At 64.9% G+C, this 20,958-nt stretch carries 17 protein-coding genes; 9 read left to right on the forward strand and 8 right to left on the reverse strand.

The annotated features are described in order from the left end of the window. Positions 1–12: 12 nt before the first annotated feature. The gene (arnT, locus tag AC07SI_RS13660; protein ID WP_495005868.1) at positions 13–1,671 is read left to right on the forward strand and encodes a lipid IV(A) 4-amino-4-deoxy-L-arabinosyltransferase; all 1,659 of its coding nucleotides are present in this window, start codon (positions 13–15) and stop codon (positions 1,669–1,671) included. A 2-nt stretch (positions 1,672–1,673) separates the two neighbouring features. Here the strand turns inward: arnT and AC07SI_RS13665 are convergent, their stop codons facing one another. The 6 genes from AC07SI_RS13665 to AC07SI_RS13690 all read right to left on the reverse strand — a co-directional run bounded on the left by AC07SI_RS13665 (position 1,674) and on the right by AC07SI_RS13690 (position 8,618). Next, positions 1,674–2,594: an ATP-binding cassette domain-containing protein gene (locus AC07SI_RS13665; protein WP_495005869.1), complete on the reverse strand. Its 921-nt coding sequence runs from the start codon at positions 2,592–2,594 to the stop codon at positions 1,674–1,676. A gap of 145 nt (positions 2,595–2,739) precedes the next feature. Further along, positions 2,740–3,576 carry an alpha/beta fold hydrolase gene (locus AC07SI_RS13670; RefSeq protein ID WP_495005870.1) on the reverse strand — a complete coding sequence of 279 codons (837 nt, stop codon included), beginning with the start codon at positions 3,574–3,576 and terminating at the stop codon, positions 2,740–2,742. After that, positions 3,573–5,237, reverse strand: a complete 1,665-nt coding sequence (locus AC07SI_RS13675; protein ID WP_495005871.1) for an ABC transporter ATP-binding protein — start codon at positions 5,235–5,237, stop codon at positions 3,573–3,575. Before AC07SI_RS13675 ends, AC07SI_RS13670 begins: the two co-directional genes overlap by 4 nt. After that, entirely contained in the window at positions 5,234–6,061 is an 828-nt protein-coding gene (locus tag AC07SI_RS13680; protein WP_106803297.1) for an ABC transporter permease, read from the reverse strand. Before AC07SI_RS13680 ends, AC07SI_RS13675 begins: the two co-directional genes overlap by 4 nt. After that, on the reverse strand, positions 6,061–7,038 hold the full coding sequence (locus AC07SI_RS13685; RefSeq protein WP_065904086.1) for an ABC transporter permease: 978 nt from the start codon (positions 7,036–7,038) through the stop codon (positions 6,061–6,063). The genes AC07SI_RS13680 and AC07SI_RS13685 overlap by 1 nt, the downstream gene beginning before the upstream one ends. Further along, a complete protein-coding gene (locus AC07SI_RS13690) occupies positions 7,035–8,618 on the reverse strand; it encodes an ABC transporter substrate-binding protein (RefSeq protein ID WP_065904090.1) in 1,584 nt (527 codons plus the stop codon). The genes AC07SI_RS13685 and AC07SI_RS13690 overlap by 4 nt, the downstream gene beginning before the upstream one ends. Before the next feature lie 305 nt (positions 8,619–8,923). Here AC07SI_RS13690 and AC07SI_RS13695 point away from each other — a divergent pair, with 305 nt between their 5' ends. Beyond that, positions 8,924–10,270 (forward strand): tetratricopeptide repeat protein, encoded by a 1,347-nt coding sequence (locus AC07SI_RS13695; protein ID WP_495005872.1) that lies wholly within the window; start codon positions 8,924–8,926, stop codon positions 10,268–10,270. 120 nt (positions 10,271–10,390) lie between these two features. On the opposite strand, the gene AC07SI_RS13700 is transcribed toward AC07SI_RS13695, so the two are convergent. After that, positions 10,391–11,386: a P1 family peptidase gene (locus tag AC07SI_RS13700; protein WP_495005873.1), complete on the reverse strand. Its 996-nt coding sequence runs from the start codon at positions 11,384–11,386 to the stop codon at positions 10,391–10,393. A 287-nt stretch (positions 11,387–11,673) separates the two neighbouring features. Between AC07SI_RS13700 and AC07SI_RS13705 the strand changes: the two genes are divergently transcribed. The 7 genes from AC07SI_RS13705 (at position 11,674) to AC07SI_RS13735 (ending at position 20,460) form a co-directional block, all read left to right on the forward strand. Next, positions 11,674–14,109, forward strand: a complete 2,436-nt coding sequence (locus tag AC07SI_RS13705; protein ID WP_065904104.1) for a TonB-dependent receptor plug domain-containing protein — start codon at positions 11,674–11,676, stop codon at positions 14,107–14,109. A 57-nt stretch (positions 14,110–14,166) separates the two neighbouring features. Beyond that, the gene (locus AC07SI_RS13710; RefSeq protein ID WP_213551123.1) at positions 14,167–15,504 is read left to right on the forward strand and encodes an LLM class flavin-dependent oxidoreductase; all 1,338 of its coding nucleotides are present in this window, start codon (positions 14,167–14,169) and stop codon (positions 15,502–15,504) included. Beyond that, complete coding sequence (locus AC07SI_RS13715) at positions 15,501–16,415, forward strand: 5'/3'-nucleotidase SurE (protein WP_495005874.1); 915 nt, start codon at positions 15,501–15,503, stop codon at positions 16,413–16,415. Before AC07SI_RS13710 ends, AC07SI_RS13715 begins: the two co-directional genes overlap by 4 nt. Next, complete coding sequence (locus AC07SI_RS13720) at positions 16,412–17,242, forward strand: LLM class flavin-dependent oxidoreductase (protein ID WP_495005875.1); 831 nt, start codon at positions 16,412–16,414, stop codon at positions 17,240–17,242. The genes AC07SI_RS13715 and AC07SI_RS13720 overlap by 4 nt, the downstream gene beginning before the upstream one ends. 146 nt (positions 17,243–17,388) lie before the next feature. Next, positions 17,389–18,366 (forward strand): LLM class flavin-dependent oxidoreductase, encoded by a 978-nt coding sequence (locus tag AC07SI_RS13725; RefSeq protein ID WP_495005876.1) that lies wholly within the window; start codon positions 17,389–17,391, stop codon positions 18,364–18,366. 16 nt (positions 18,367–18,382) lie between these two features. Beyond that, positions 18,383–19,336 carry an LLM class flavin-dependent oxidoreductase gene (locus AC07SI_RS13730; RefSeq protein ID WP_495005877.1) on the forward strand — a complete coding sequence of 318 codons (954 nt, stop codon included), beginning with the start codon at positions 18,383–18,385 and terminating at the stop codon, positions 19,334–19,336. Beyond that, the gene (locus tag AC07SI_RS13735) at positions 19,333–20,460 is read left to right on the forward strand and encodes an LLM class flavin-dependent oxidoreductase (RefSeq protein WP_282396957.1); all 1,128 of its coding nucleotides are present in this window, start codon (positions 19,333–19,335) and stop codon (positions 20,458–20,460) included. Before AC07SI_RS13730 ends, AC07SI_RS13735 begins: the two co-directional genes overlap by 4 nt. A gap of 7 nt (positions 20,461–20,467) precedes the next feature. Here the strand turns inward: AC07SI_RS13735 and AC07SI_RS13740 are convergent, their stop codons facing one another. Further along, on the reverse strand, positions 20,468–20,932 hold the full coding sequence (locus AC07SI_RS13740) for a hypothetical protein (protein WP_495005878.1): 465 nt from the start codon (positions 20,930–20,932) through the stop codon (positions 20,468–20,470). Between the last annotated feature and the right edge of the window lie 26 nt (positions 20,933–20,958).

Below are 20,958 nucleotides of genomic sequence, written 5' to 3' on the forward strand. Positions count from 1 at the left end.
AGGAGCGACGTTGTGACGATCCGATTCAAACCCCTGCCGTTGTTGTTATTGGCCTTCGCCGCCTTTTACCTGTTGCCGCTGGGCCTGCACGGCCTGTGGACCCCGGACGAAACCCGCTACGCCCAGGTCAGCCAGGAAATGCTGCTGAGCGGCAACTGGGTCGCGCCGCATTACATGGGCATTCGTTATTTCGAAAAACCCGCCGGCGGCTATTGGCTGATCGCCCTGGGCCAGGCCGTGTTCGGCCAGAACCTGTTCGGTGTGCGCATCGCCTCGGCCCTGACCACCGGCTTGAGTGTGCTGCTGGCTTATGTGATCGCCCGCCGCCTGTGGAACACCCCGCGCAAGTCTTTCGCCTGCGCCCTGCTGTACCTGAGCTTTGGCCTGGTGGCCGGGCAAGCCGGGTATTCCAACCTCGATCCGCAATTTACCCTGTGGGTCAACCTCAGCCTGGTTGCCCTGTGGTTTGCCCTCGACAGCACCAGCACCCGTGGCCGCCTGCTCGCCTGGGCCGTGGTGGGCCTGGCCTGCGCGATGGGCTTCATGACCAAGGGGTTCCTCGCGTGGGCGTTGCCGGTGCTGATTGCCGTGCCCTACATGCTCTGGCAACGGCGCCTGGGCGAATTGCTGCGCTATGGTCCGTTGGCCGTGGGCGTGGCGGTCCTGGTGTGCTTGCCTTGGGTGGTGGCGATCCATCTGCAGGAACCGGACTTCTGGCGCTTCTTTTTCTGGAATGAACACATTCGCCGCTTCAGCGCCGACGATGCGCAGCACGTACGCCCGTGGTGGTTTTTCCTGCCGATCATCGCCGTGTCCTGCCTGCCCTGGGTCGGCCTGCTGCCCTCGACCCTGCGCACCACCTGGCGCGAAAAGCGCCAGCCGGCGATCGCCTTCCTGGCCCTGTGGCTGCTGTTGCCGCTGGGGTTCTTCAGCCTGAGCAACGGCAAGCTGCCGACCTATATCATGCCGTGCCTGCTGCCCCTGGCGCTGTTGATGGGGCACACGCTGGTCGACCTGCTCGACAACGGCCGCGCACGCACGATCAGCCTCAATGGCCTGCTCAACTTCGCAATCGGCATGGCCGCGATGATCGGCCTGATCTACCTGCAAATCGCCCGGCCGCTGTATGGCCACAGCCATGCCGAAATGTTCGGCCTGTCCCTGGCCTTTATCGTGCTGCTGGTGTGGATCCTCAGCAACCTGTTGCAAGCATTCCGCCCGTTGACGCTGTGGGCGATGCCGACCCTGGGCATTGGCTTGCTGGTGATCCTGTTGCCGGCGAGCATGCCGGCACAGATCGCCGATAACGAAATGCCCGACCAGTTCGTGCTGGAGCATATGAACGAACTGCAGCAAACCCAGGCGTTGCTCGCCAACTCCCTGGAAAACGCCAGCGCCCTGGCCTGGCGTCTCAAGCGCACGCAAGTGTCGCTGTACGACACCGAAGGTGAACTGCGCTACGGCTTGCAGTACGCGGGCTCGATGCACCGCAAGGTGGGACTGGAACAGGTCCAGGCCTGGATCAGCGAGGCCCGCCAGCACGGTTCGGTCGGCGTGCTGATGCGCGTCAACAGCACCAGTGAAATGCGTGAGGCCGGGCAACTGCCGCCGGGCGGCAAGCGTTATCACAAAGGCTATCTGGAATTGATCGTGTATCCGCCGTTGCAGTGAGGTCAGCGCGGTTTGGACGTTGCAGGGCTGACCTCTTCGGTCGGTGCGACGCCGCTGCCCAGCACCTGCTCCTGCACCGCCCGCCCCTCCGCCCGGTTGCGGATAAACCCGGCGCGGGTAAAGCGTTCCAGGAATGGCACCGGCAAGGCTTTATCCGCGGTGATGGGCGGATGTTCGGCCGTGTCGCCGAACAGGGTGTAAGCCGCGCTCGGCAGATGCCGGGTATTGAGGTCGCCGGTGAGACGCCCTTGCTGCAGCACAATCGCGCGGTTGGTCACCCGTTGCAGGTCGGACAAGCGTTGCGAGATGCACAGGATCGCCACGCCACGCGCGCGCTGGCTGTCGATCAGCCCGAGCAGGCGTTCGGCGTCGACGGCCGAGAGGGCAGCGGTGGGTTCGTCGAGAATCAGCAGCTTGGGTTGCAGGGCAAACGCGCGCGCCAGCACCAGCAGTTGGCGGTCTGCCTGGCCCAGGCGCTCTACCGGGAGTTGCAACGGCAGCTCCAGGCCCAGCCCGGCGGCGATGGCTTCGGCACGTTGCAACAGGCTTTTGCGATTTAGCAGGAAGTCGGCGTCAGGCTGGCCCAGTTCGTCGAGCAACAGGTTTTCGGCCACGCTCAGCCCCGGCGCGATGGCATCATCGGGACATTGGTGTACCGCCACAATGCCAACGCGGCGCGCCGATAACGGCGAAGTGAAACGTTGGCGCTGCCCCGCCACCCACACTTCGCCAGTGTCCGGCGCGAGGCTGCCGCTGAGGATTTTCACCAGGGTCGACTTGCCCGCGCCGCTGGCCCCCAACACTGCCACCCCTTCCCCCGGATAAATATCCAGATTGACCTGATCCAGCGCCCGCTGGGCACCAAAGGACTTGCTCAGGTCCAGCAGGCGGACCAGGGGCACGGGGGCAACGAGGTTGCTCATGGCGAATCTCTAAGGCGAAACGATGGCTCATTGCAACGCACGAGAGCGCTAATTTATTCCGCACAACAATGAGTTAGGCCTCGGATTAAATGCATTACCTTATGAACAATCCAATAGCTGAATCGCATAGCAAAAAGATTTTGAGTTATAAGCCCCTTGCCAGCAGTTTGTTGAATGCTTTCAGCACCAAGGCAGGCTTCTCCAGCATCAATTGATGACCACAGGCCTCCAGCAGCTGGAAGTCAGCATTCGGTAACTGTTCAGCCAGCGCCTGGCCACCGCTGGCAGGGGTCAGGCCATCGCTGTCACCGGCCAGCACACTGACCGGCAATGTCAGGCTGGGGATCTGTTGCGCATCCGGCCATTGGGCCTTACTGGTCAGGGCCTTGAACATGTGCAGGCGGTTGCGCTCGGTGAGTTTCTCTTCGTAAGCCACCAGCGCCGGGTCGACCGAGGCATGCCAGGCATGCTTGCGAAAGCCCTTGGCCAAGACCGGGCGCAGCCATTCCAGGAGCCACGCCGGCAAGGCCATCAACCCGCCGTTGACCACAGGGCGGTGAAGGCGCGCGCCCAACAGCAATGCTGCGTCGATGCGCGCGGTGGGCTTGGCCAGCAACGCGCTGAGGCTCAGGCCGGTGCCGAAGGAATGCGCGACAAGCAGGTTACGCGTGCCGGCGTAGCGCTGCAGGATCGCCAGGTAGTCGGCCACCAGCTCGGACCAGGCGTAGGCCTGGGCATTGCGTGGCCGACCACTGTCGCCATGGCCCAGCAGGTCCCAGGCCACCAGGCTGTAGCCTGCGGCCTTGAGCGCCGGCCATTGCAGGCGCCATTGGTCCTTGTTGCCGCCGGCGCCATGGCAGAAAAACACCACGGTGTCGGCCTGGGTGGTGCCCACGTGGTGGGCAATGCTCAAGGTGCGATTGGGGCGGATTTCCAGCAACTCGCCGCGCACCACGGGTAGATCGGCAAAAGAGAACGTCATACACAGCCTTGGGTAGGCGCCGGTGTGCCGGCGATGAAAGATTCGGACGTGGCAGCGCTCGACAGGGCGCTATCGCCGGCAAGCCGACCGCCACAGTGCAACAAGGTCCGGGTATAGGGATGGCGCGCATCGGCAAACAGCGTCGCCGTGTCGCCCTGCTCGACCACCCGGCCGTTCTGCATCACCGCAATGCGGTCGCACAGACGCGCCGCGACACGCAGGTCATGGGTGATAAAAATGATGCTTAATTTCAGCCGCCGTTGCAGCGACTCCAGCAGCTCCAGGATCTGCACCTGGATCAACGCATCCAGGGCCGAAACGCACTCATCGGCGATCAGCACCTTGGGCTCCACCGCCAAGGCGCGGGCGATGCCGATACGCTGGCGCTGGCCACCGGAGAACTCATGGGGATAGCGTTCGAACGCCGTGGCGGGCAGGCCTACCAGTTCCAGCAAGGCCCGCGCCCGCTGTTCGGCGTCGGCCCGGGTGCGCCCCTGCACCAACGGCCCGGTCATGATGATGCGCCCGACGGTCTGGCGTGGGTTGAGCGAGGCAAACGGGTCCTGGAAGATCATCTGCACTTCGCTGCGCAACGGGCGCAGGCGGGCTTCGGACAACCCTGCAACGTCCTGGCCCAGCCATTCGATCTGGCCGCTGTCGGCGCGCAGCAAGCGCACCAGGCAGCGGCCCAGGGTGGATTTGCCCGAGCCCGATTCACCGACAATGCCGAGGGTCTCGCCTTCACGGACCTGCAACCCCACGGCGTCCAGCGCCCGCGTGGTGTGCTTGCTCCACCAGCCCGTGCGGCGACTGAACACCTTGCCCAGTCGCTCGGCCTTGAGCACCACCGCACCGTCCACCGTGGTGCGCGGTGCCAAGGGTTGGGCCGACACTGCCGCAAGCAATTGCCGCGTGTAGGCGGCCTGCGGCTCGCGCAATACCTGCCGGGCGCTACCCTGCTCTACCACTTGGCCCTTTTCCAGCACCAGCACGCGGTCGGCAATCGCCTCGACCACGGCAAAATCATGCGTGATAAACAGCAGCGCCATGCCCTTGTCCTGCTGGATGCGGCGCAACAGCTCGAGGATCTGCGCCTGGGTGGTCACGTCCAGGGCCGAGGTCGGTTCATCGGCAATCAACAGCGCCGGATCGAATGCCAGGGCCATGGCGATTACCACGCGCTGGCGCTGGCCACCGGAAAGCTCGAACGGATAGGCCAGGCGCAGGCGCTCAGGGTCCGGCAGGCCGACATAGCCGAGCAACTCCACCACCCGGGTGCGCCGTGCACTGGCGGATTTCACCCCGTGGGCGCGCAGGGTTTCATCGATCTGCTCGCCCACCCGCAACAGCGGGTTCAGCGCGCTCATCGGCTCCTGAAAGACCATGCTGATGTGGCGCCCGCGCAGTTCGCGCATGGCCGCTTCGCTGCGCGCCGCCAGGTCTTCGCCGCGAAACAGGAGTCGCCCGTTTTGCACGCTCAACGGGCGCGGCAACTGGCGCAACAGCGCCTTGGCCAACATCGACTTGCCCGACCCGGACTCGCCCACCACACACAGGCATTCGCCGCTGCGCACCTGCAGCGACAGGTCATACAGCGCATGGCTGCGGTCGGCTCCCGGCGGCAAGGCGATGCGCAGGTGCTCGACACTCAATAACGTCATAGCGACCTCTCTGGTTCAAATGCCACGCGCAGGCCTTCGCCGACCTGATTTACCGCCAGCACGCACAATGCAATTGCCAGCCCCGGCAGGAAGCTCATCCACCACGCATCGCGCAGCAGGCCACGGGAGGCGTTGATCATGTAGCCCCAGCTCATCGCCTCGGGGTCGCTGAGGCCGAGGAATGCCAGGGCGGATTCGGTGAGGATCGCCGTGGCCATCACAAAGGTCATGACCACCAGTAACGGCGCCAGCGCATTCGGCAGGATCTGTTGGCTGATGATCCCCCACGGCGACTGGCCCAGCACCCGCGCCGCCTGCACGAATTCGCGCTGGCGCAGGGTGAGGAATTCACTGCGCACCAACCGCGCGACGGCCGGCCACGCCACCAGTGCAATCGCCAGCACGATGGTGCCCAGGGACGGCTCCAGCACCGCCACCAGGATCACCGCCAGCACCAGTTGCGGGATGATCTGGAAGAACTCGGCGATGCGCATCAGCACGCCGTCGACCCAACCGCCGAAGTAGCCGGCGATGGCGCCCACGAGCAGGCCCATCAGCAAAGTCGCCAGGCTGGTCAGCACGCCCACGGCCAGTGACACTCGCGCGCCGTACAGCAAGCCGATGCCGAGGTCGCGGCCAAGCAGGTCGCTGCCCAGCCAATGGGCCGGATCATGGAACGGCGCCAGCATCGGCTGGCTGTTCATTTCCCATGGCGAGCTGCTGGTCAGCCACGGTGCAGCAATCGCCAAGGCGGCCAGCACCAGCAAAAACACCGCGCCGAGCAGCGCCGAGGGTTGGCGCACAAAGCGCTTCAACAACCGCATCAGCCCTGCCCTCCAGCGCCAATACGCGGGTCGAGCACGCGGCAGAGCACGTCCGTCAACACGTTAAAACCGACCACCAGCATCGAGATCACCAGGAAGCCGCCCATCAACACGCCATAGTCGCGCTGGGCCAGCGAGTCATACATCAAGCGCCCGATGCCGGGCCAGGAATAGACCACCTCCACCAGCAAGGCGACGCTGGCCAACTGGCCGAGTTGCAAGCCGGCAAAGGTCACCACCGGCAACAACGCGTTGCGCAGCACATGCACCCAGAGAATCCGCCGTGGGTGCAAGCCCTTGGCGTGCGCGGTGCGCACGTACTCCTGGGCAAGGGCATCGAGCACGGCGGCGCGGGTCAGGTGGATGTACAACGCGAGGAACATCACGCTCAGCGACAGACACGGCAACAGCAAGTGCTGCAGGCGATCAAGCAGCGAAAAGTCGCGGCCCACGGTCTCCATGCCAAACGCCGGCAACCAATCCAGGCTCACCGAGAACAGCAGGATCAGCAGCATCGCCAGCCAGAACGACGGCATTGCATACAGCAGCAAGGCGCCGTGGGAGATCAGGCCATCGAGCCAATGGCGCTTCTGCCGCGCGCGCGCCGCGAGCACGCCAAGGGTCACCCCCAGCACCGACGACAGCACGAACGCCGAGCCCATCAACGCCAGGGTCGCCGGCAAGCGCTCGGCGATCAGCGACCACACCGGGGTCTGGTTGCGGTAGGAGTAACCGAGGTCGAGGTGCGCGATATTGCCCAGGTAAATCAGCAGTTGCTGGAGCAGCGGTTTGTCCAAACCCATGGTCTGGCGCAATTGCTCGATGAACTGCACATCATCCACCCCGGCCTCGCCGGCCAGCAGCAGCGCCGGGTCACCCGGCGCGAGGTGAATCAACAAAAAGCTCAACACCAGCACGGCCACCACCATCAGCAGCGCCTTGCCCAGGCGCCCACCGATATACAGCACGCCATTCATGGTGCCGGCGCCTCGAGGTACACGCTTTCGTAGTCCTCGTTAAGGCTGGTGGCGGTCTGCAGCAGGTTTTTCACCTGGGTGTGGAACAGCGTCGGGTAGCGCATTTCGAAGATCGGCGCGATGGGCAGGTCGGTGTTCAGTACGTTCTCCAGTTGGCTGAAGAGCTGCTTGCGCTCGGGGCCTTCCGGGGTATCCGCGATTTTGCTCCACAGCGCATCCGCCTCGGGGCTGTTGTAGCCGCTGACGTTGGCGAACGGCGAGGTCTTGAGGATGTAGTCGGAGCGGAACAGATAGGCGCTGGTCAGGTACGGGTCGCCGATCTGGAAGATAAAGTTGTAGGTCAGGTCAAAGTCCCAATCACTCACGCGCTGGAACCAGGTCGCCGCATCGGACGTCACCACCTGCACCTTGAAGCCCAACGGCTGCAGGGCCTGCTTGGTGTATTCGGCCAGGCGCTCCCAGGCACCGCCCTTCTCGCCATTGAGCAGGCGGATGCGCACCGCACCGACGTCCACGCCGGACTCGGCAATCAGCGCCTTGGCCTTTTTCACGTCATAGGTGTACTGCGGCAACTGCGGGTCGTGGTACGGCGTGGTCGAGACAAACTCACCCTGGGCGACCTTGCCCGAACCGAAGAAGATGTTGTCGACGATGAACTGGCGATTCAGCGCGTACAGGATCGCCTGGCGCACCTTGGGGTTGTTCAGCGGTGGCTTGCGTGTGTTGATCTGCAGGAAGGCCAGGCCGGCATACAGCTCCCAGCCTTTCTCCGAGGACTGCACATTCGGCAAGGCGCTGAGCCGCTTGAGGTCGGCGTAATCCGCATCACCGCTGCGCAGCACTTGCACGTCATTGCGCTCGAACGCGGCGGCGCGCGAAGAGCCATCGGGGATCACGTGAAAAATGATGCTGTCGAGGTGCGGCAGGCCTTTTTTCCAGTAATTGGGGTTCTTGGCCAGCTTGATGTAGGCGCCGCGTTTCCACTCCACGAATACAAACGGCCCGGTGCCCACCGGCTTGAGGTTGTAGGGGTTGTTGCGAAAATCGGTGTGCTCATAGAGGTGCTTGGGCACCACCGGGCGCAGGCCGCTGCCCAGGGCCGAGAGCAATGGCGCGAAGGGTTTCTTCAGGTGGAAGACCACTTGCAGCGGGCCCTTGGCGGTGATGCTGTCGACGTACTCGGTGATGATCCCGCCGAGGCGCTTGTCGACCTCGGGGTAGAAGGTCTGGAAGCTGAACACCACGTCATCGGCGGTCAACGCCGGGCCGTCGTGCCAATGCACGCCGTCCTGCAGGTCGAAGGTGTAGGTGAGGCCGTCGGGGGAAATCGTCCAGGCCTTGGCCAGTACCGGCTTGGGGTTGAGGTCGGTGTCGAAGGTCAACAAGCCCTGCAGCACCTTGCCGCTCACGTATTGGGTGGACACGTGGCTGACCACGCCGTGCATCAGCGATGGCGGCTCCGGCTGGGCCACCAGGTTCAGCACCCCGCCGTCCTGGGGTTGCGCCAGTGCCTGGCCGGCCAGCAACGCGGTGCACAGTGCCACGGAGGTGAGGGCACGGCGGAAAGAAAATGGGCGCATGAAGGCTCCTCGACTGGAAAGACAGGCGAGGGATTTTGCAAGGGCTGTGCCATGGGGGTATTGGCGGGGGATTGCTGAGCCAAAGGCCCGGCAAGGTGATGAAAAAACCACAGCGGCCTGCGTGAGTGTGCAAAAAGCAACAGCCCCTTCAGGAGCCAGCTCGCCGGCGATGGCGGTGTCTCAGCCAACGAATCCATCGCCGACCCACCGCTCTCGCAGGCGCCAGCGCCCACATGAGTGCCACGGTGTCAGCTGGCACAAGGTTTGCCCCTCCAAACCCATCTGAAACCAAGAGCCTCTTCACCATGCCACTGGATTACCTGGGCAACCCCATCGACACCACCGACCCCATCACCCGCCAGGGGTTGGACGATTTCATCGGCGGCTTCCTCGGCTACCAGCCCCGCGCCGAAGGCATCCTTGCCGCCGCCGATGCCAACCCGGACTCGGCACTGGCCAATGCGTTTGCCGGCTTGCTGCTGATGTTCATCGAGTCTCCGCAAGGTCCGGCGCTGGCGGAAAAATACCGCCAGCGCGGCGTAGCCGTGAACACCGACCACCCGCGCGCCCAGTTGTACCTTGACGTGCTGCATGCCTGGATCAAGGACGACCTCGATCAGGTCCTGCAGTTGAGCGAAAACCTGCTCGACCGCTACCCTCGCGACCTGTTCGCCGCCAAGCTCAACCAGTACCTGGAGTTCAACCGCGGCAACTGGCCGGCGCTGTTGCGTATCGGGCTCAAGGCCCGTGCCGGCGCGCCCGACATTGCCCACAGCCACGGCCTGCTCGCCTTCGCCTACGAGCAGTGCCACCTGCTCGAAGAAGCCGAAGCCAGCGCCCGCGAAGCCCTGCGCCTGCAACCGTCGGAGCCCTGGGCTCAACACGCCCTCGCCCACGTGTTGCTGACCCACGGGCGCATCGAGGAAGGCACCGCGTTCCTGGAAAGCGTCAAGCACCACTGGGACGGCCTGAACTCCTTCATGTACACCCACAACTGGTGGCACCTCGCGCTGTTTTACCTGGCCCGGGGCGAGGATCAACGCGTATTGGCGATTTACGACCAGCATGTGTGGGGCATCCTCCCGGAGTACTCCCAGGACCAGGTCGGCGCCGTGTCCCTGCTGGCGCGCCTGGAATTGGCCGGCATCGACGTGGGCCAGCGCTGGCAGGCCTTGGCGCCCTACCTGCAACGCCGTACCGCCGACACCGTGCAGCCGTTTTTGAGCGTGCAGTACCTGTATGGCCTGGCTCGCGCGGGCCAGCCGGAGGCAGACACCCTGCTGGCGGCGCTGCAGCACCACAGCCTTCACGCACGGCCGGTGTGGGGCGAAGTGACGCTGCCGTTGGCGCGTGGCCTGCTCGCCCATGCACGCGGCGATGCCCACGTCGCGCTTGAACAACTGGGCATTGCCCTGCCGCGCCTGAACGAAATTGGCGGCAGCCACGCCCAGCGCGACTTGTTCGCCCAGGTCGAGCTGGATGCGCGCTTGCAAGCCGGGGATTGGTTCAGCGCCCAGCAGGCGCTGGAGTTGCGCCGCCGGTATGACGGCTGGGACGTGCCGACCAATCGCAGCCTGGTGCGGGTATATGAGGCGCTGGGATTGCCGGAGCAGGCAGCAAAAGCCCAGGAGCGGCTTGCACGCTTTACCTGATGTTCACAGATCCAAACAGTAGGCGCTGGCTTGCCTGCGATAGCGGTCGGTCAGCGGCATGTGGCCCAACTGACAGATTGCCATCGCCGGCAAGCCAGCCCCTACAGCAGTCCGTGCTGCTCATTGGCTTCGCGCGGCAAACACCCCCCGGGCAATCGCCCGCGCCACACAATCGGCCGCCGCCGAACCAATACAGCCGATCTCCACCTGCCGCCGTGGTCCGTCGGTCAGCTCCACTGCCGCCGACGCCAGCGCAAAGACCGTGTCGCCATCGAACGGCAAATGCGCCGGGCGCACGGCGCGGGCGATGCCGTCCTGGGCCATGATCGCCACGCGCTTGCACTCGGCAACACTGAGGCGCGCAGTGCTGGCGACCACCACCAGCGTGGTGTTCGCCCCGGCTTGCAGGCGGCCCATGGAATCCAGGCGCGACAGCTCGGGGATCGGGTCGCTGCAGTCCATCACGCCCTCGGGCCGCTGGCCGCCGAACTCACCGGCGACTTCCCAGGGCCAGGCCCAGAAAGTCTTGCCGTCGGGCATGTACACCGAGCCGATCGGGTTGGCGACCACCAGGGCCGCGACGATCAGCCCGTCGCCCAGGTCCAGCGAGGCCGTGCCTAGCCCGCCCTTCAACACCCCGGCCATGGCGCCACGGCCAGCGCCGACCGAGCCCAGGTCGAAGTCCTTGGCGACATTTGCCAGCGCTTCAAAGCCCAGGCGCCGATAAGGCGGTTCCAGGCCCCAGGCTTTGTCGCCGCCATTGGCCAGGTCATGCAACACCGCAGCGGGCACGATGGGGATCGCCGGGGCGCCCGGTTTCAGGTGCAGCCCGACCTGGTCCTGGGACAGCTTCGCGGCCACGGCATCCGCAGCGCCGAGGCCAAACACCGAGCCGCCGGCGAAGACCAGGGCATGCAGCTGGCCGACCATGTTTTCCGGCTCCAGGGCGGCCGTCTCGCGCCCGCCGGGGCCGCCGCCGCGGATGTCGATACTGGCGGTCCAGAAACCATCGGGGCGGATCACCGTGACGCCGGTGTCGACGTGCAGGTCCGTGGCGTGGCCGACCGTAAGGCCTGGGATATCAGTGAGGGCGTTGCGCGGGCCGGGTCTAGGCATACAGAAAAAGCTTCCTTGGGTTTAGGTATGGCGTGGGGAGAGCAAGGGGTGTGCCAAGCATCGGCGCCCCGGTCTCGCGAGGCAAAACCGGATGGCCCGGGAAACCCCCTGCACAAAAACCAACACCCTGCCTTCGCGCCTGTTAGAAAAACACCAGCGCCCTGCTCAACCGATCATCAAATCATTGTTTTTAAATGACTTTTCCACATGGCACAGGCCTTGCTCTCAAGCCTCCCACCAGAGCTTGAACTCAACAAGCCACCCTACCCATTGGAGTGTTGCCCATCATGAATGCATCCCGCGCCGCCGGCCGCAGGCCCCGCAAGGCCTTCGCCCATACGCTGTTATTCCTCGCCCTGTGCGAGGCCGCCAGTTACAGCAGCCTGACCCTCGCCGCCGACGCCCCGGCCAGCGACAACCCCCTGGACACCGTGGTGGTGATCGGCAACCGTGGCCAGGCGCGCACCCTCGCCGAAAGCCCGGCGCCGGTGGATGTGATCTCCTCCAAGCAACTGCTCGCCACCGGCCAGGGCGACCTGACCCGCGCCTTGAGCAAGGTGCTGCCGTCGCTCAATCAGCCGGCGTCCTCCGGCTTCGGTTCCACCTCGGTGGTCCGCCCGATCAGCCTGCGCGGCCTCAACGGCGACCAGGTGCTGGTGCTGGTCAACGGCAAGCGCCGCCACAACAGCGCGCTGCTCAACAACGGCACTTACCTCAATTCCGGCTCGCAACCGGTGGACCTGGACATGATCCCCACCGCCCTGGTGGATCACGTGGAAGTGCTGCGCGATGGCGCCTCGGCCCAGTACGGCTCGGATGCGATCGGCGGCGTGGTCAACGTGGTACTCAAGCAGACCGACCACGGCGGCAGCCTGTCCACCAGCTACGGCCAGAACTATGAAAACGGCGACGGCGAAACCGCGCGCCAGACCGGCAATATCGGCCTGGCCCTGCCCAACGACGGGTTTATCAACCTGGCGCTGGACGTGAAAAAACAAAACATCTCCGACCGTTCCGACAACGCGCCGTACACCGACTCTGCCGGCAACACCAGTCTGCAGCACACCTACTACGGCACCGGCCTGCCCGAGGCGAAGAACTTCAGCCTGGGCTACAACGCCGAGCTGCCGGTGGACGATGCGCTGACCTTGTATTCGTTCTCCACCTACACCCACCGCAACTCGGAAAAGCCCCTGGCGTTCCACCAGCCGTCGAGCTTCAACGGCATCCAGACGCCCTATCCGGAAGGGATTGAAGACAACCTGCGCTTTATCGAAGAAGACTTCCAGGTCGCGTTCGGCGGCAAGGGCAAGGCCGCCGGCTGGGACTATGACCTGTCCAGCACGTTCGGCCAGGATCACGCGCGCGCCACCCTCACCGACACCTACAACCTGAGCTACGGCCCGACGTCGCCGACCTCGGTGGACACCGGGGTAAAAACCTTCAGCCAGTGGACCAACAACCTCGACCTGACCCGCGCCTTCGACCTCGGCCTGTACAAGCCCACGCAGATTTCCTGGGGCCTGGAACATCGCTACGAGGATTACAAGATCGGCAAGGGTGACGTAGCCTCCTACGCCAGCGGGCCGTTCAGCACCGGTGCCAACGGCGCGCTGATCCCGCCTGGGACCATTTCCGGAGCTGGCACCACGCCCGCCGACGCCGCCGAGAAAAGCCGCGACAGCCTGGCCGCCTACGGCGAAATCGGCCAGGACTTCACCGATAAATGGCACGTCGACCTGGCCGGGCGCTACGAGCATTACGACGACGGCTCCGGCAACACCACCAACGGCAAGCTCTCCACGCGCTACCAGTTGACCCCGATCCTGGCCGTGCGCGGCACCGTCAGCACCGGCTTTCGCGCACCATCGCTGGCCCAGCAGATCTACAGCGCCACCTCGCAGACCAGCGTGAATGGCCAGCTGTTCGACTACCGCAACGTGGCGGTCGACTCCGACGTGGCCAAGGCCCTGGGCGCGAGCAAGCTCAAGCCGGAAAAATCCACCAACTTCAGCCTTGGCATCACCCTGCAACCCACGGACGCCACCAACATCACCCTCGATGCGTACCAGATCAAAATCAAGGACCGCATCGCCCAGACCGGCTACCTCGGCGGCACCCCGCAGATCAGCGCGATTCTCGCCGCCGCCGGGCTCAACCCGAACCAGGCCGTCACCTACTTCACCAACGCCCTGGACACCACCACCCGAGGTATCGACCTGGTCGGCGACTATCGCCAGGACATCGGCGCCTGGGGCAGCCTGAAATACTCTGCGGGCTTCAACTGGAACACCACGCAGATCGACGACATCCACGCGTCCGCCGTCGCTGCCCAGGCCCTTGGCCCGGACGGTGGCTACGACCGTCAGCGCCAGGGCAACCTCAAGTACGGCCTGCCGCAATCCAAGCTGCTGCTGGGCACCACCTGGACCTACGACAAGCTGGAAGTCGGCCTCAACCTGACCCGCTACGGCGAATACACCCAGTACGGTACGGCTGAAATCTACGACCGCACCTTCTCGCCGGCGTGGATCACCGACCTCAATATCGACTACCACCTGACCCCGGCAATCACCCTGAATGCCGGCGCCAACAACCTGTTCAACAAGTACCCGGAACGCACCGACCTGGCCAGCAGCTCGGGCGGCTTCCCCTACGGCAACTTCTCGCCCTACGGCACCACCGGCGGCTACTGGTACACCGGCGTGACCTACAACTTCTGACCCAGCCCACGGGGCCGGTTCGCCGGCTCCGTGCCTGACCTCGATGGGAGCCTGTTCATGACCCGCCGCACCGATCAACTCAAACTGGGGGCCTTCCTCGCCAACAGCGGCCACCACGTGGCTGCCTGGCGTCACCCTCTCGCCCAGGCCGATGCGAGCCTGGATTTCGAGCACTTCAAGCACATCGCGCAGACCGCCGAGCGCGGCAAGTTCGACGCGCTGTTCATCGCCGATGTGGTCGCGCTGTGGGGCCATCACCACGACGCCCTCAGCCGCACCGCCCGCGCCGAACACTTCGAGCCGCTGACACTGATGTCGGCCCTGGCCGCCGTGACCCGTAATATCGGCCTGATCGCCACTGCAACCACCACCTACAACGAGCCGTACCATATCGCGCGCAAGTTCGCCTCCCTCGACCACCTGTCCAAGGGCCGTGCCGCCTGGAACCTGGTGACCTCGGTGGTCTCCGACGAAGCCTGGAATTTCGGCCGGGAAAACCATGTGGACCATGGCGACCGCTACCAGCGCGCCGAAGAATTCCACGACGTGGTCAAGGACCTGTGGGACAGCTGGGACGACGACGCCTTCACCCGCGACAAGGCCAGCGGCGAATACTTCGACCCGGCCAAGTTGCACACCCTCAACCACCGGGGCGAACACTTTGCCGTCCGGGGGCCGCTCAACGTGGCACGTCCGCCCCAGGGCCACCCGGTGCTGGTACAGGCCGGTGCTTCGGAGCCGGGCAAGCAGCTGGCCGCGCGCGTCGCCGAACTGATCTTTGCCCACGCCCATAGCCTTGAAAGCGCCCAGGCGTTCTACCAGGACATCAAGCAACGCGCCGCCGCCCTCGGGCGCGACCCGGACCACGTCAAAATCCTGCCCGGTGTCACCCCGTTCATCGCCGACACCCGCGAGCAGGCCCAGGCGCTGTTCGAGGAATTCCAGGCGCTGATCGACCCGGTGCTGGGCCTGCGCCTGCTGGCCGACACCCTGGGCGATGACATCGACCTGTCCGGCCATGACCTCGACGGCCCGCTGCCGGACACCCCGGTGGGCCAGCGTGGCAGCCGTCGCGACAAAGTGCTGGAACTGGCGCGCAGTGAAAACCTCAGCATCCGCCAGTTGTACCTGCGCCTGGCTGGCGGCAACCCGGTGATCGGAACCGCCGAGGACGTCGCCGATTACTTCGAGCGCTGGTTCCAGGCCCGTGCTTGCGATGGCTTCAATGTGTTCTTCCCGTACTTTCCCGGCGCCATCGACCTGTTCGTCGAGCAGGTGATCCCGCTGCTGCAGGCGCGCGGCGTGTTCCGTCTCGAATACGAAGGCACCACCCTGCGCGACAACCTCGGCCTGCCGCGCCCGCCCAACCGCTTTACCCAAGGAGCCACCGCATGAAACGCAGCGCATGGATGCTCGCCTTTGCCAGCCTGATCGCCTCCAAGGCCTTTGCCTTGAACATTTTGCTGAGCAACGACGACGGTTATCAGCACCCCAACATTCGCGCCCTGTACACCGAGCTCAAGGCCCAGGGCCACAACGTCAAGATTGCCGCGCCGCAAAGTGACCAGAGTGCACGTGGCGGCGCGTTCTTTTTCGGCCGCGAAGTGACCGTTGGCCACGACAGCGACCCGGCCTATCCGGACAGCTATTACCTCAGCACCCTTGAAAAAGGCGTGTGCCAGAGCGCCGACTGCGCCGGCAAGGAGGTGCAGATCGAAATCAGTGGCACGCCAGTGATGGCGCTGCTGATGGGCCTGAATAAAATCCTGCCGCACCCCGACCTGGTGATCGTCGGTCCCAACCCCGGCAACAACCTGGGCGCGATCAATATGGCCTCCGGCACCTTCAATGCTGCCAGCGTGGCGTTGCAGGCCGGGATCCCGGCGTTGGCGGTGAGTACCGACCTGAAGGAAAAAGACCCGCAGCGCGCTGCCCTGCTGGTGGCGAAACTGGTCAAGGCCCTCGATCAACATCGCCAGCCCAACGGCGCGCTGTTGCCGCCGGGCCTGGGCCTGAACATCAACTTGCCCAAGGACGCGCAGATCAAAGGCGTGAAACTCACCCGGGTCGGCAGCTATGTGGGTTTCGAGGCGCTCTACACCGACGACCTCAAGCAGTTCAACCTGCCGGGCAAGCCGGGTATCGGTTTCCAATACAGCCCTGCCGCAACGGCTGCGCAACAGAACGACGAAGCGGTTTGGCTGAACAAGGGTTACCTGACCATCAGCCCGTTCAGTGGCCTGCCGGAATCGGTCAGCGCCGGCCCGGCGCTGCAAAAGCAATTGGCGCAGGAGGTGAACCCATGAGTGGCGGCTTTTCCCTGGGGTTCCTCAGCCGGGTCTACAGCCCCAGCGTTGACCCCAAGGTCTACCGCGACACCCTGGAACTGTTCAAGGTCGCCGAGGCGCTGGGCTTCGACAGCGGCTGGGTGGCGCAGCATCACTTCGCCAGTGAGCACGGACGCCTGCCTGCGCCGCTGGTATTGCTTGCCGCCGTGGCCCAACGCACGCGGCACATCAGCCTCGGCACCGGGATTATCGTGCTGCCCCAGGAACCCCCGCTGCGCCTGGCCGAAGACGCGGCGGTGCTCGACCTGCTGAGCAATGGCCGCCTGGAGTTGGGCCTCGGCGCAGGTTTCGACCCCGAGACGTTCCTCGCCTTCGGCCGCGAACATGACGCGCGCCACCGTGACTACGAACAACACCTGCACCAGTTGCTCAACGCACTCGGCAACGCGCCCTTGACCGACAGCGGCTCGCGCCTGCTGCCACGCGCCAACGGCTTGAGCCATCGGTTGTGGGAGGCGACCTCCCGCGTGGAACTGGTCGCCGAACGCGGCCACGGCCTGATCATGGCGCCCAACCCGCACCAGCCCGCCGACGCCGGCACAGACCTGGTGAACCGCTACCGCAACGCCTGGACCGGCGACAACGGCACCCCGGCGCGGGTCGCGCGGGTGCAGGCGCTGTTCCCGGCACCGGACGACGCCACCCGCAACGACATCCGCGCCTATGTGCAGCGCCAGCAACGCATTGGCGTGTTCAAGGGCGCGATCGATGACGATTTCGACACGACCCTCAAGCGCCTCGGCGTCCTGCACGGCCCGGTACAGCAGATGATCGAGCAGTTGTAGCAAGGTCCGGCGCTGACCGCCCACGACCAGTTGATCCTGCAGGTGCAGACCGTCAGCACGCCGTTGCGCGATGCCATTCACGCGTTGGAAATCATCCGCGAACACATTGCCCCAGCCCTGGGCTGGCAGCCCACAGGAACCCCGTCATGACGTTCAAACTGGGCTTTCTCAGCCACGCTTTTGGCGATGATCCACAGCAGGTCTACCGCGACCTGATCGAACAATTCGAAGTGGCCGAAGCCCTCGGTTTCGACAGCGGCTGGATTGCCCAGCACCACCTCAGCAACGGCTTTGGGCGCCTGCCGTCACCCTTGGTGTTGCTGGCGGCGGTGGCCGAGCGCACGCAGCGTATCGAGCTGGGTACCGGCGTGATCGTATTGCCGTTCGAAGACCCGATCCGCCTGGCCGAGGACGCCAGCGTGCTCGACGCCTTGAGCGGCGGCCGTGTGCAACTGGGCCTGGGCAGCGGCGGCGCCAACCTGGACAATTTCAGCGCGTTCGAGCGCGACCCGAGTCGACGCCAGGCGGAGTTCGCCGAGCGCCAGCAAACGCTTCAACGGCTGCTGGAGGGCGAGCCACTGACGGGTGGGCTCACACTGCAGCCGCCCGCGCGCGGTTTGCGCCAGCGCCTGTGGCACTCCCACGCCAGCATCGACGGTGCCACCTACACCGCCGAACAGGGCAACGGCCTGCTGCTGGGCACCGCGACCCATGATCCGCTGACCGTGCAAAAGCCCCTGGCCGATGCTTACCTCAAGGCCTGGTCCCACCCAGGCCGCGCGCCGCGTATCGGCGTGGTCCGCGCGGTGTTCCCGGCGGCGGACCGCGCCAGCGCCCAGGCGGAGCTGGCAGTGGATATCGAGCGGCACATCCCGCGCCTGCTACGCGAAGGCCTGATCGACCAGGCCGTCGACCTGCAGGAACACCTGCGCCTGATGAATGTGCACCACGGCCATCCCGATGAAGTGATTGAAAGCATGCAGCACGATCCCTCGCTGCTGCCTTATGCTGATGACCTGATCGCTGTCGTCCAGGCCGAAAGTTCGACCCAGGCGCAGATCCTCAAGCGCCTGGAAATCCTCGCCAGGGACATTGCCCCGGCCTTGGGTTGGAAAAGACCATGAAGAGTGGAGCGTGTGCATGCCCTTAGCATTCAGCTGGCTGATGCCCCTGTGTACCCCTGACTGGGCGGCACGGCCGGGGCAGTGGATTCAGCTGGCCCAAGCCGTGGAATACGCCGGCCTCGACGGCCTGTGGATTCCCGGCGGGGCCTTGTGTGCCGACAGCCTGGGTGTGGCGGCGGCGTTGTGCGCGCACACCCGGCGGGTGCAATTGTCGGTGAGCGTGCCGCCCGAGGTGATGCTGCCGGCGGCGTTGGCCACGACCTTGCAAAGCCTGCAATCGATCAGCAACCACCGCGTGCAGTTGCACCTGCCCAACAGTGAGCGCAGCGCGTTTGGCGAATGGCTCAACCGCGACCAGCGCAGCGAACGCATCGGCGAATACCTGGACATCCTCCAGCAACTGCTCGCGCCCAATGACACCGGCCTCGACTACCAAGGCCGCTACTTCCAGCTGGAAAACGCCGGCGTCGCCCGGCGTGAATTGCCCGCGCCCGCGCTGGTGCTGGACGACAGCCAGAGCCACACGCTGCTCGCCGCGCATGCCCAGACCTGCCTGCTTGCGCCCGGCCCTCCCAAGGCGCTGGCCAAGGAAATCCAACGCTGGCGCGCGATTCAACCGTCGCTCAAGTTTGCCTGCACCTTTGGCCTGATCCTCGGCGACAGCGAAGACCTCGCCTGGGAAACCGCCGCCACGCTGCTGCCGGTGCCGGCGTTGCCCGACGAGCTGCTGGCCACCCTGCCCCGCGCCCGCCACCCGCTGCGCCAATGGGAAGTGCACCCGAACCTGCTGCAGTTGGCGCCGGGCCAGCCGCTGATCCTGGTCGGCACGGCGCAACAGATCGCTACGCGCCTGCAGGAACTGCACGGGCTGGGTTTGAGCCAATTGATCCTGGAAGGTGGCCCGGCGGTCAGCGAAGTGCTGCGCTTTGGCGAACAGGTTGTCCCTCTCTTGCGCAAGGAGCGCTCATGAACACTGATGCACGCCCACCGATCCAGCTGGACTGGTTCCTGCCCACCAATGGCGACGGGCGCCACCTCACCAGCAGCGGCTTGCCCAAGGTCGGGCTGTTCCAGCAAGGTGAACGCGCGCCGACCCTGGATTACCTGCGCCAGATCGTGCGCGCCACCGAACAGGCCGGCTTCGACGGCATCATGGTGCCGACCGCCAGCGGCTTTGAAGACCCCTGGCTGATCACCGCCGTGCTGGCCCAGGAAGTGCGTCGCCTGAAATTCCTGCTGACCCTGCGTCCTGGCCTGGAGCTGCCCGCCTACACCGCGCACCGCGCGGCGACCTTGCAACTGCTCAGCGAAAACCGCCTGGCATTGCACGTGGTGACCGGTTCCAGCCGCTTCGAGCAGCGCTCCCTCGGCGACTTTCTCGAGCACGACGAACGCTACGCGCGCACCGCCGAATTCCTGCAAGTATTCCAGGCCGTCTGGGCCGGCCAGCCATCGACGCACCCCGGCCGTTATTACCGCAGCGGCATCCACACGCCCATGGCGCCGGGGGCGACTGCGCCGCCGATCTACTTCGGCGGCGCGTCCGAAGCCGCCGAACGCGTCGGCGCGGCCCATGGGCAAACCTACCTGATGTGGTGCGAGCCGCCTGCGATGATCGCCGAACGCATCCAGCGCATGCGCGACCTCGCTGCCGCCCAGGGCCGTACCCTGCGCTTCGGCCTGCGCCTGCACGTGTTCGCCGCGCCTACCGATGAGGCGGCATGGGCGCATGTAGAGCGTTTGCTGGAGGAAATCCCCAAGGACGCCATCGACCAGGCGCAACGGCAGATGGCGACGTATGAGTCCGTCGGCCAGAGCCGGCAGACCCAGTTGATGCAAGGCCGTGGCCGTGGGGCGCGGGAGCTGGAAGTGTCAGCCAACCTGTGGGCCGGGGTCGGCCTGGTGCGGGGTGGCGCCGGCACCGCGCTGGTGGGCAGTTATGCACGGGTGGCGGAGCGGATCGAGGAGTATCACCAGTTGGGCGTGGACAGCTTTATCCTGTCCGGTTTTCCACACCTGGAAGAGGCGATTCATGTAGGGGCGGAGGTGTTGCCGCTGCTGCGCAACACTGGCGGTCAGGGCGACCGCCAGTAGAACCGGGTTACTGTGACTGTTTCTGGGCCGGCACGGGTTCTTCGCTGTACTTGCGCAGTGCGTCTACCTCGGATTTCTGATCCAAAAAACCATCGCCGGGTTTGCTGTTCGAATGCCTGTAAAGACTTGAGTCTTTATCAATTTCATTGGCTTTATCGGCTAACTTCTGCAACGCATCGGCGCGCTTGCTTGGATCTTTATTGGCGTCGGTGAAATCACCTACGTGTTTTTTTAGACCCTCAAACAACCTTTGCTTGTCAGGCCTGAAAGCATCGTCATTCGACAGGATTCCCCGGTTCAGAATAGGGTTGTCCTTGAGGACCTGCTGCAAGCGCGCTTCACCGTCGGGATTATCCTGATTATTTGTGATGCCGGGTTGCGTGTTTTGGGCGACTTGAGAAAGCGGGGAAATTGCAGGGTTATCGTTAATATAAAAGCTCATGGCTACCTTGTTTTCAAAGTTCAATTGCACTGGAACGTCCCCCTGAATGCATCAGG

The organism is Pseudomonas sp. GW821-FHT05D12 (assembly GCF_059419825.1).

What these genes read in the sequence shown, in the direction of transcription:
- AC07SI_RS13700 (WP_495005873.1), bottom strand. Translation starts at nt 11,386, where the DNA reads ATGCCTAGACCCGGCCCGCGCAACGCCCTCACTGATATCCCAGGCCTT.
- AC07SI_RS13730 (WP_495005877.1), top strand. Translation starts at nt 18,383, where the DNA reads ATGCCCTTAGCATTCAGCTGGCTGATGCCCCTGTGTACCCCTGACTGG.
- AC07SI_RS13685 (WP_065904086.1), bottom strand. Translation starts at nt 7,038, where the DNA reads ATGAATGGCGTGCTGTATATCGGTGGGCGCCTGGGCAAGGCGCTGCTG.
- AC07SI_RS13670 (WP_495005870.1), bottom strand. Translation starts at nt 3,576, where the DNA reads ATGACGTTCTCTTTTGCCGATCTACCCGTGGTGCGCGGCGAGTTGCTG.
- AC07SI_RS13695 (WP_495005872.1), top strand. Translation starts at nt 8,924, where the DNA reads ATGCCACTGGATTACCTGGGCAACCCCATCGACACCACCGACCCCATC.
- AC07SI_RS13710 (WP_213551123.1), top strand. Translation starts at nt 14,167, where the DNA reads ATGACCCGCCGCACCGATCAACTCAAACTGGGGGCCTTCCTCGCCAAC.
- AC07SI_RS13705 (WP_065904104.1), top strand. Translation starts at nt 11,674, where the DNA reads ATGAATGCATCCCGCGCCGCCGGCCGCAGGCCCCGCAAGGCCTTCGCC.
- AC07SI_RS13680 (WP_106803297.1), bottom strand. Translation starts at nt 6,061, where the DNA reads ATGCGGTTGTTGAAGCGCTTTGTGCGCCAACCCTCGGCGCTGCTCGGC.
- AC07SI_RS13715 (WP_495005874.1), top strand. Translation starts at nt 15,501, where the DNA reads ATGAAACGCAGCGCATGGATGCTCGCCTTTGCCAGCCTGATCGCCTCC.
- AC07SI_RS13725 (WP_495005876.1), top strand. Translation starts at nt 17,389, where the DNA reads ATGACGTTCAAACTGGGCTTTCTCAGCCACGCTTTTGGCGATGATCCA.
- AC07SI_RS13690 (WP_065904090.1), bottom strand. Translation starts at nt 8,618, where the DNA reads ATGCGCCCATTTTCTTTCCGCCGTGCCCTCACCTCCGTGGCACTGTGC.
- AC07SI_RS13665 (WP_495005869.1), bottom strand. Translation starts at nt 2,594, where the DNA reads ATGAGCAACCTCGTTGCCCCCGTGCCCCTGGTCCGCCTGCTGGACCTG.
- AC07SI_RS13735 (WP_282396957.1), top strand. Translation starts at nt 19,333, where the DNA reads ATGAACACTGATGCACGCCCACCGATCCAGCTGGACTGGTTCCTGCCC.
- AC07SI_RS13675 (WP_495005871.1), bottom strand. Translation starts at nt 5,237, where the DNA reads ATGACGTTATTGAGTGTCGAGCACCTGCGCATCGCCTTGCCGCCGGGA.
- AC07SI_RS13720 (WP_495005875.1), top strand. Translation starts at nt 16,412, where the DNA reads ATGAGTGGCGGCTTTTCCCTGGGGTTCCTCAGCCGGGTCTACAGCCCC.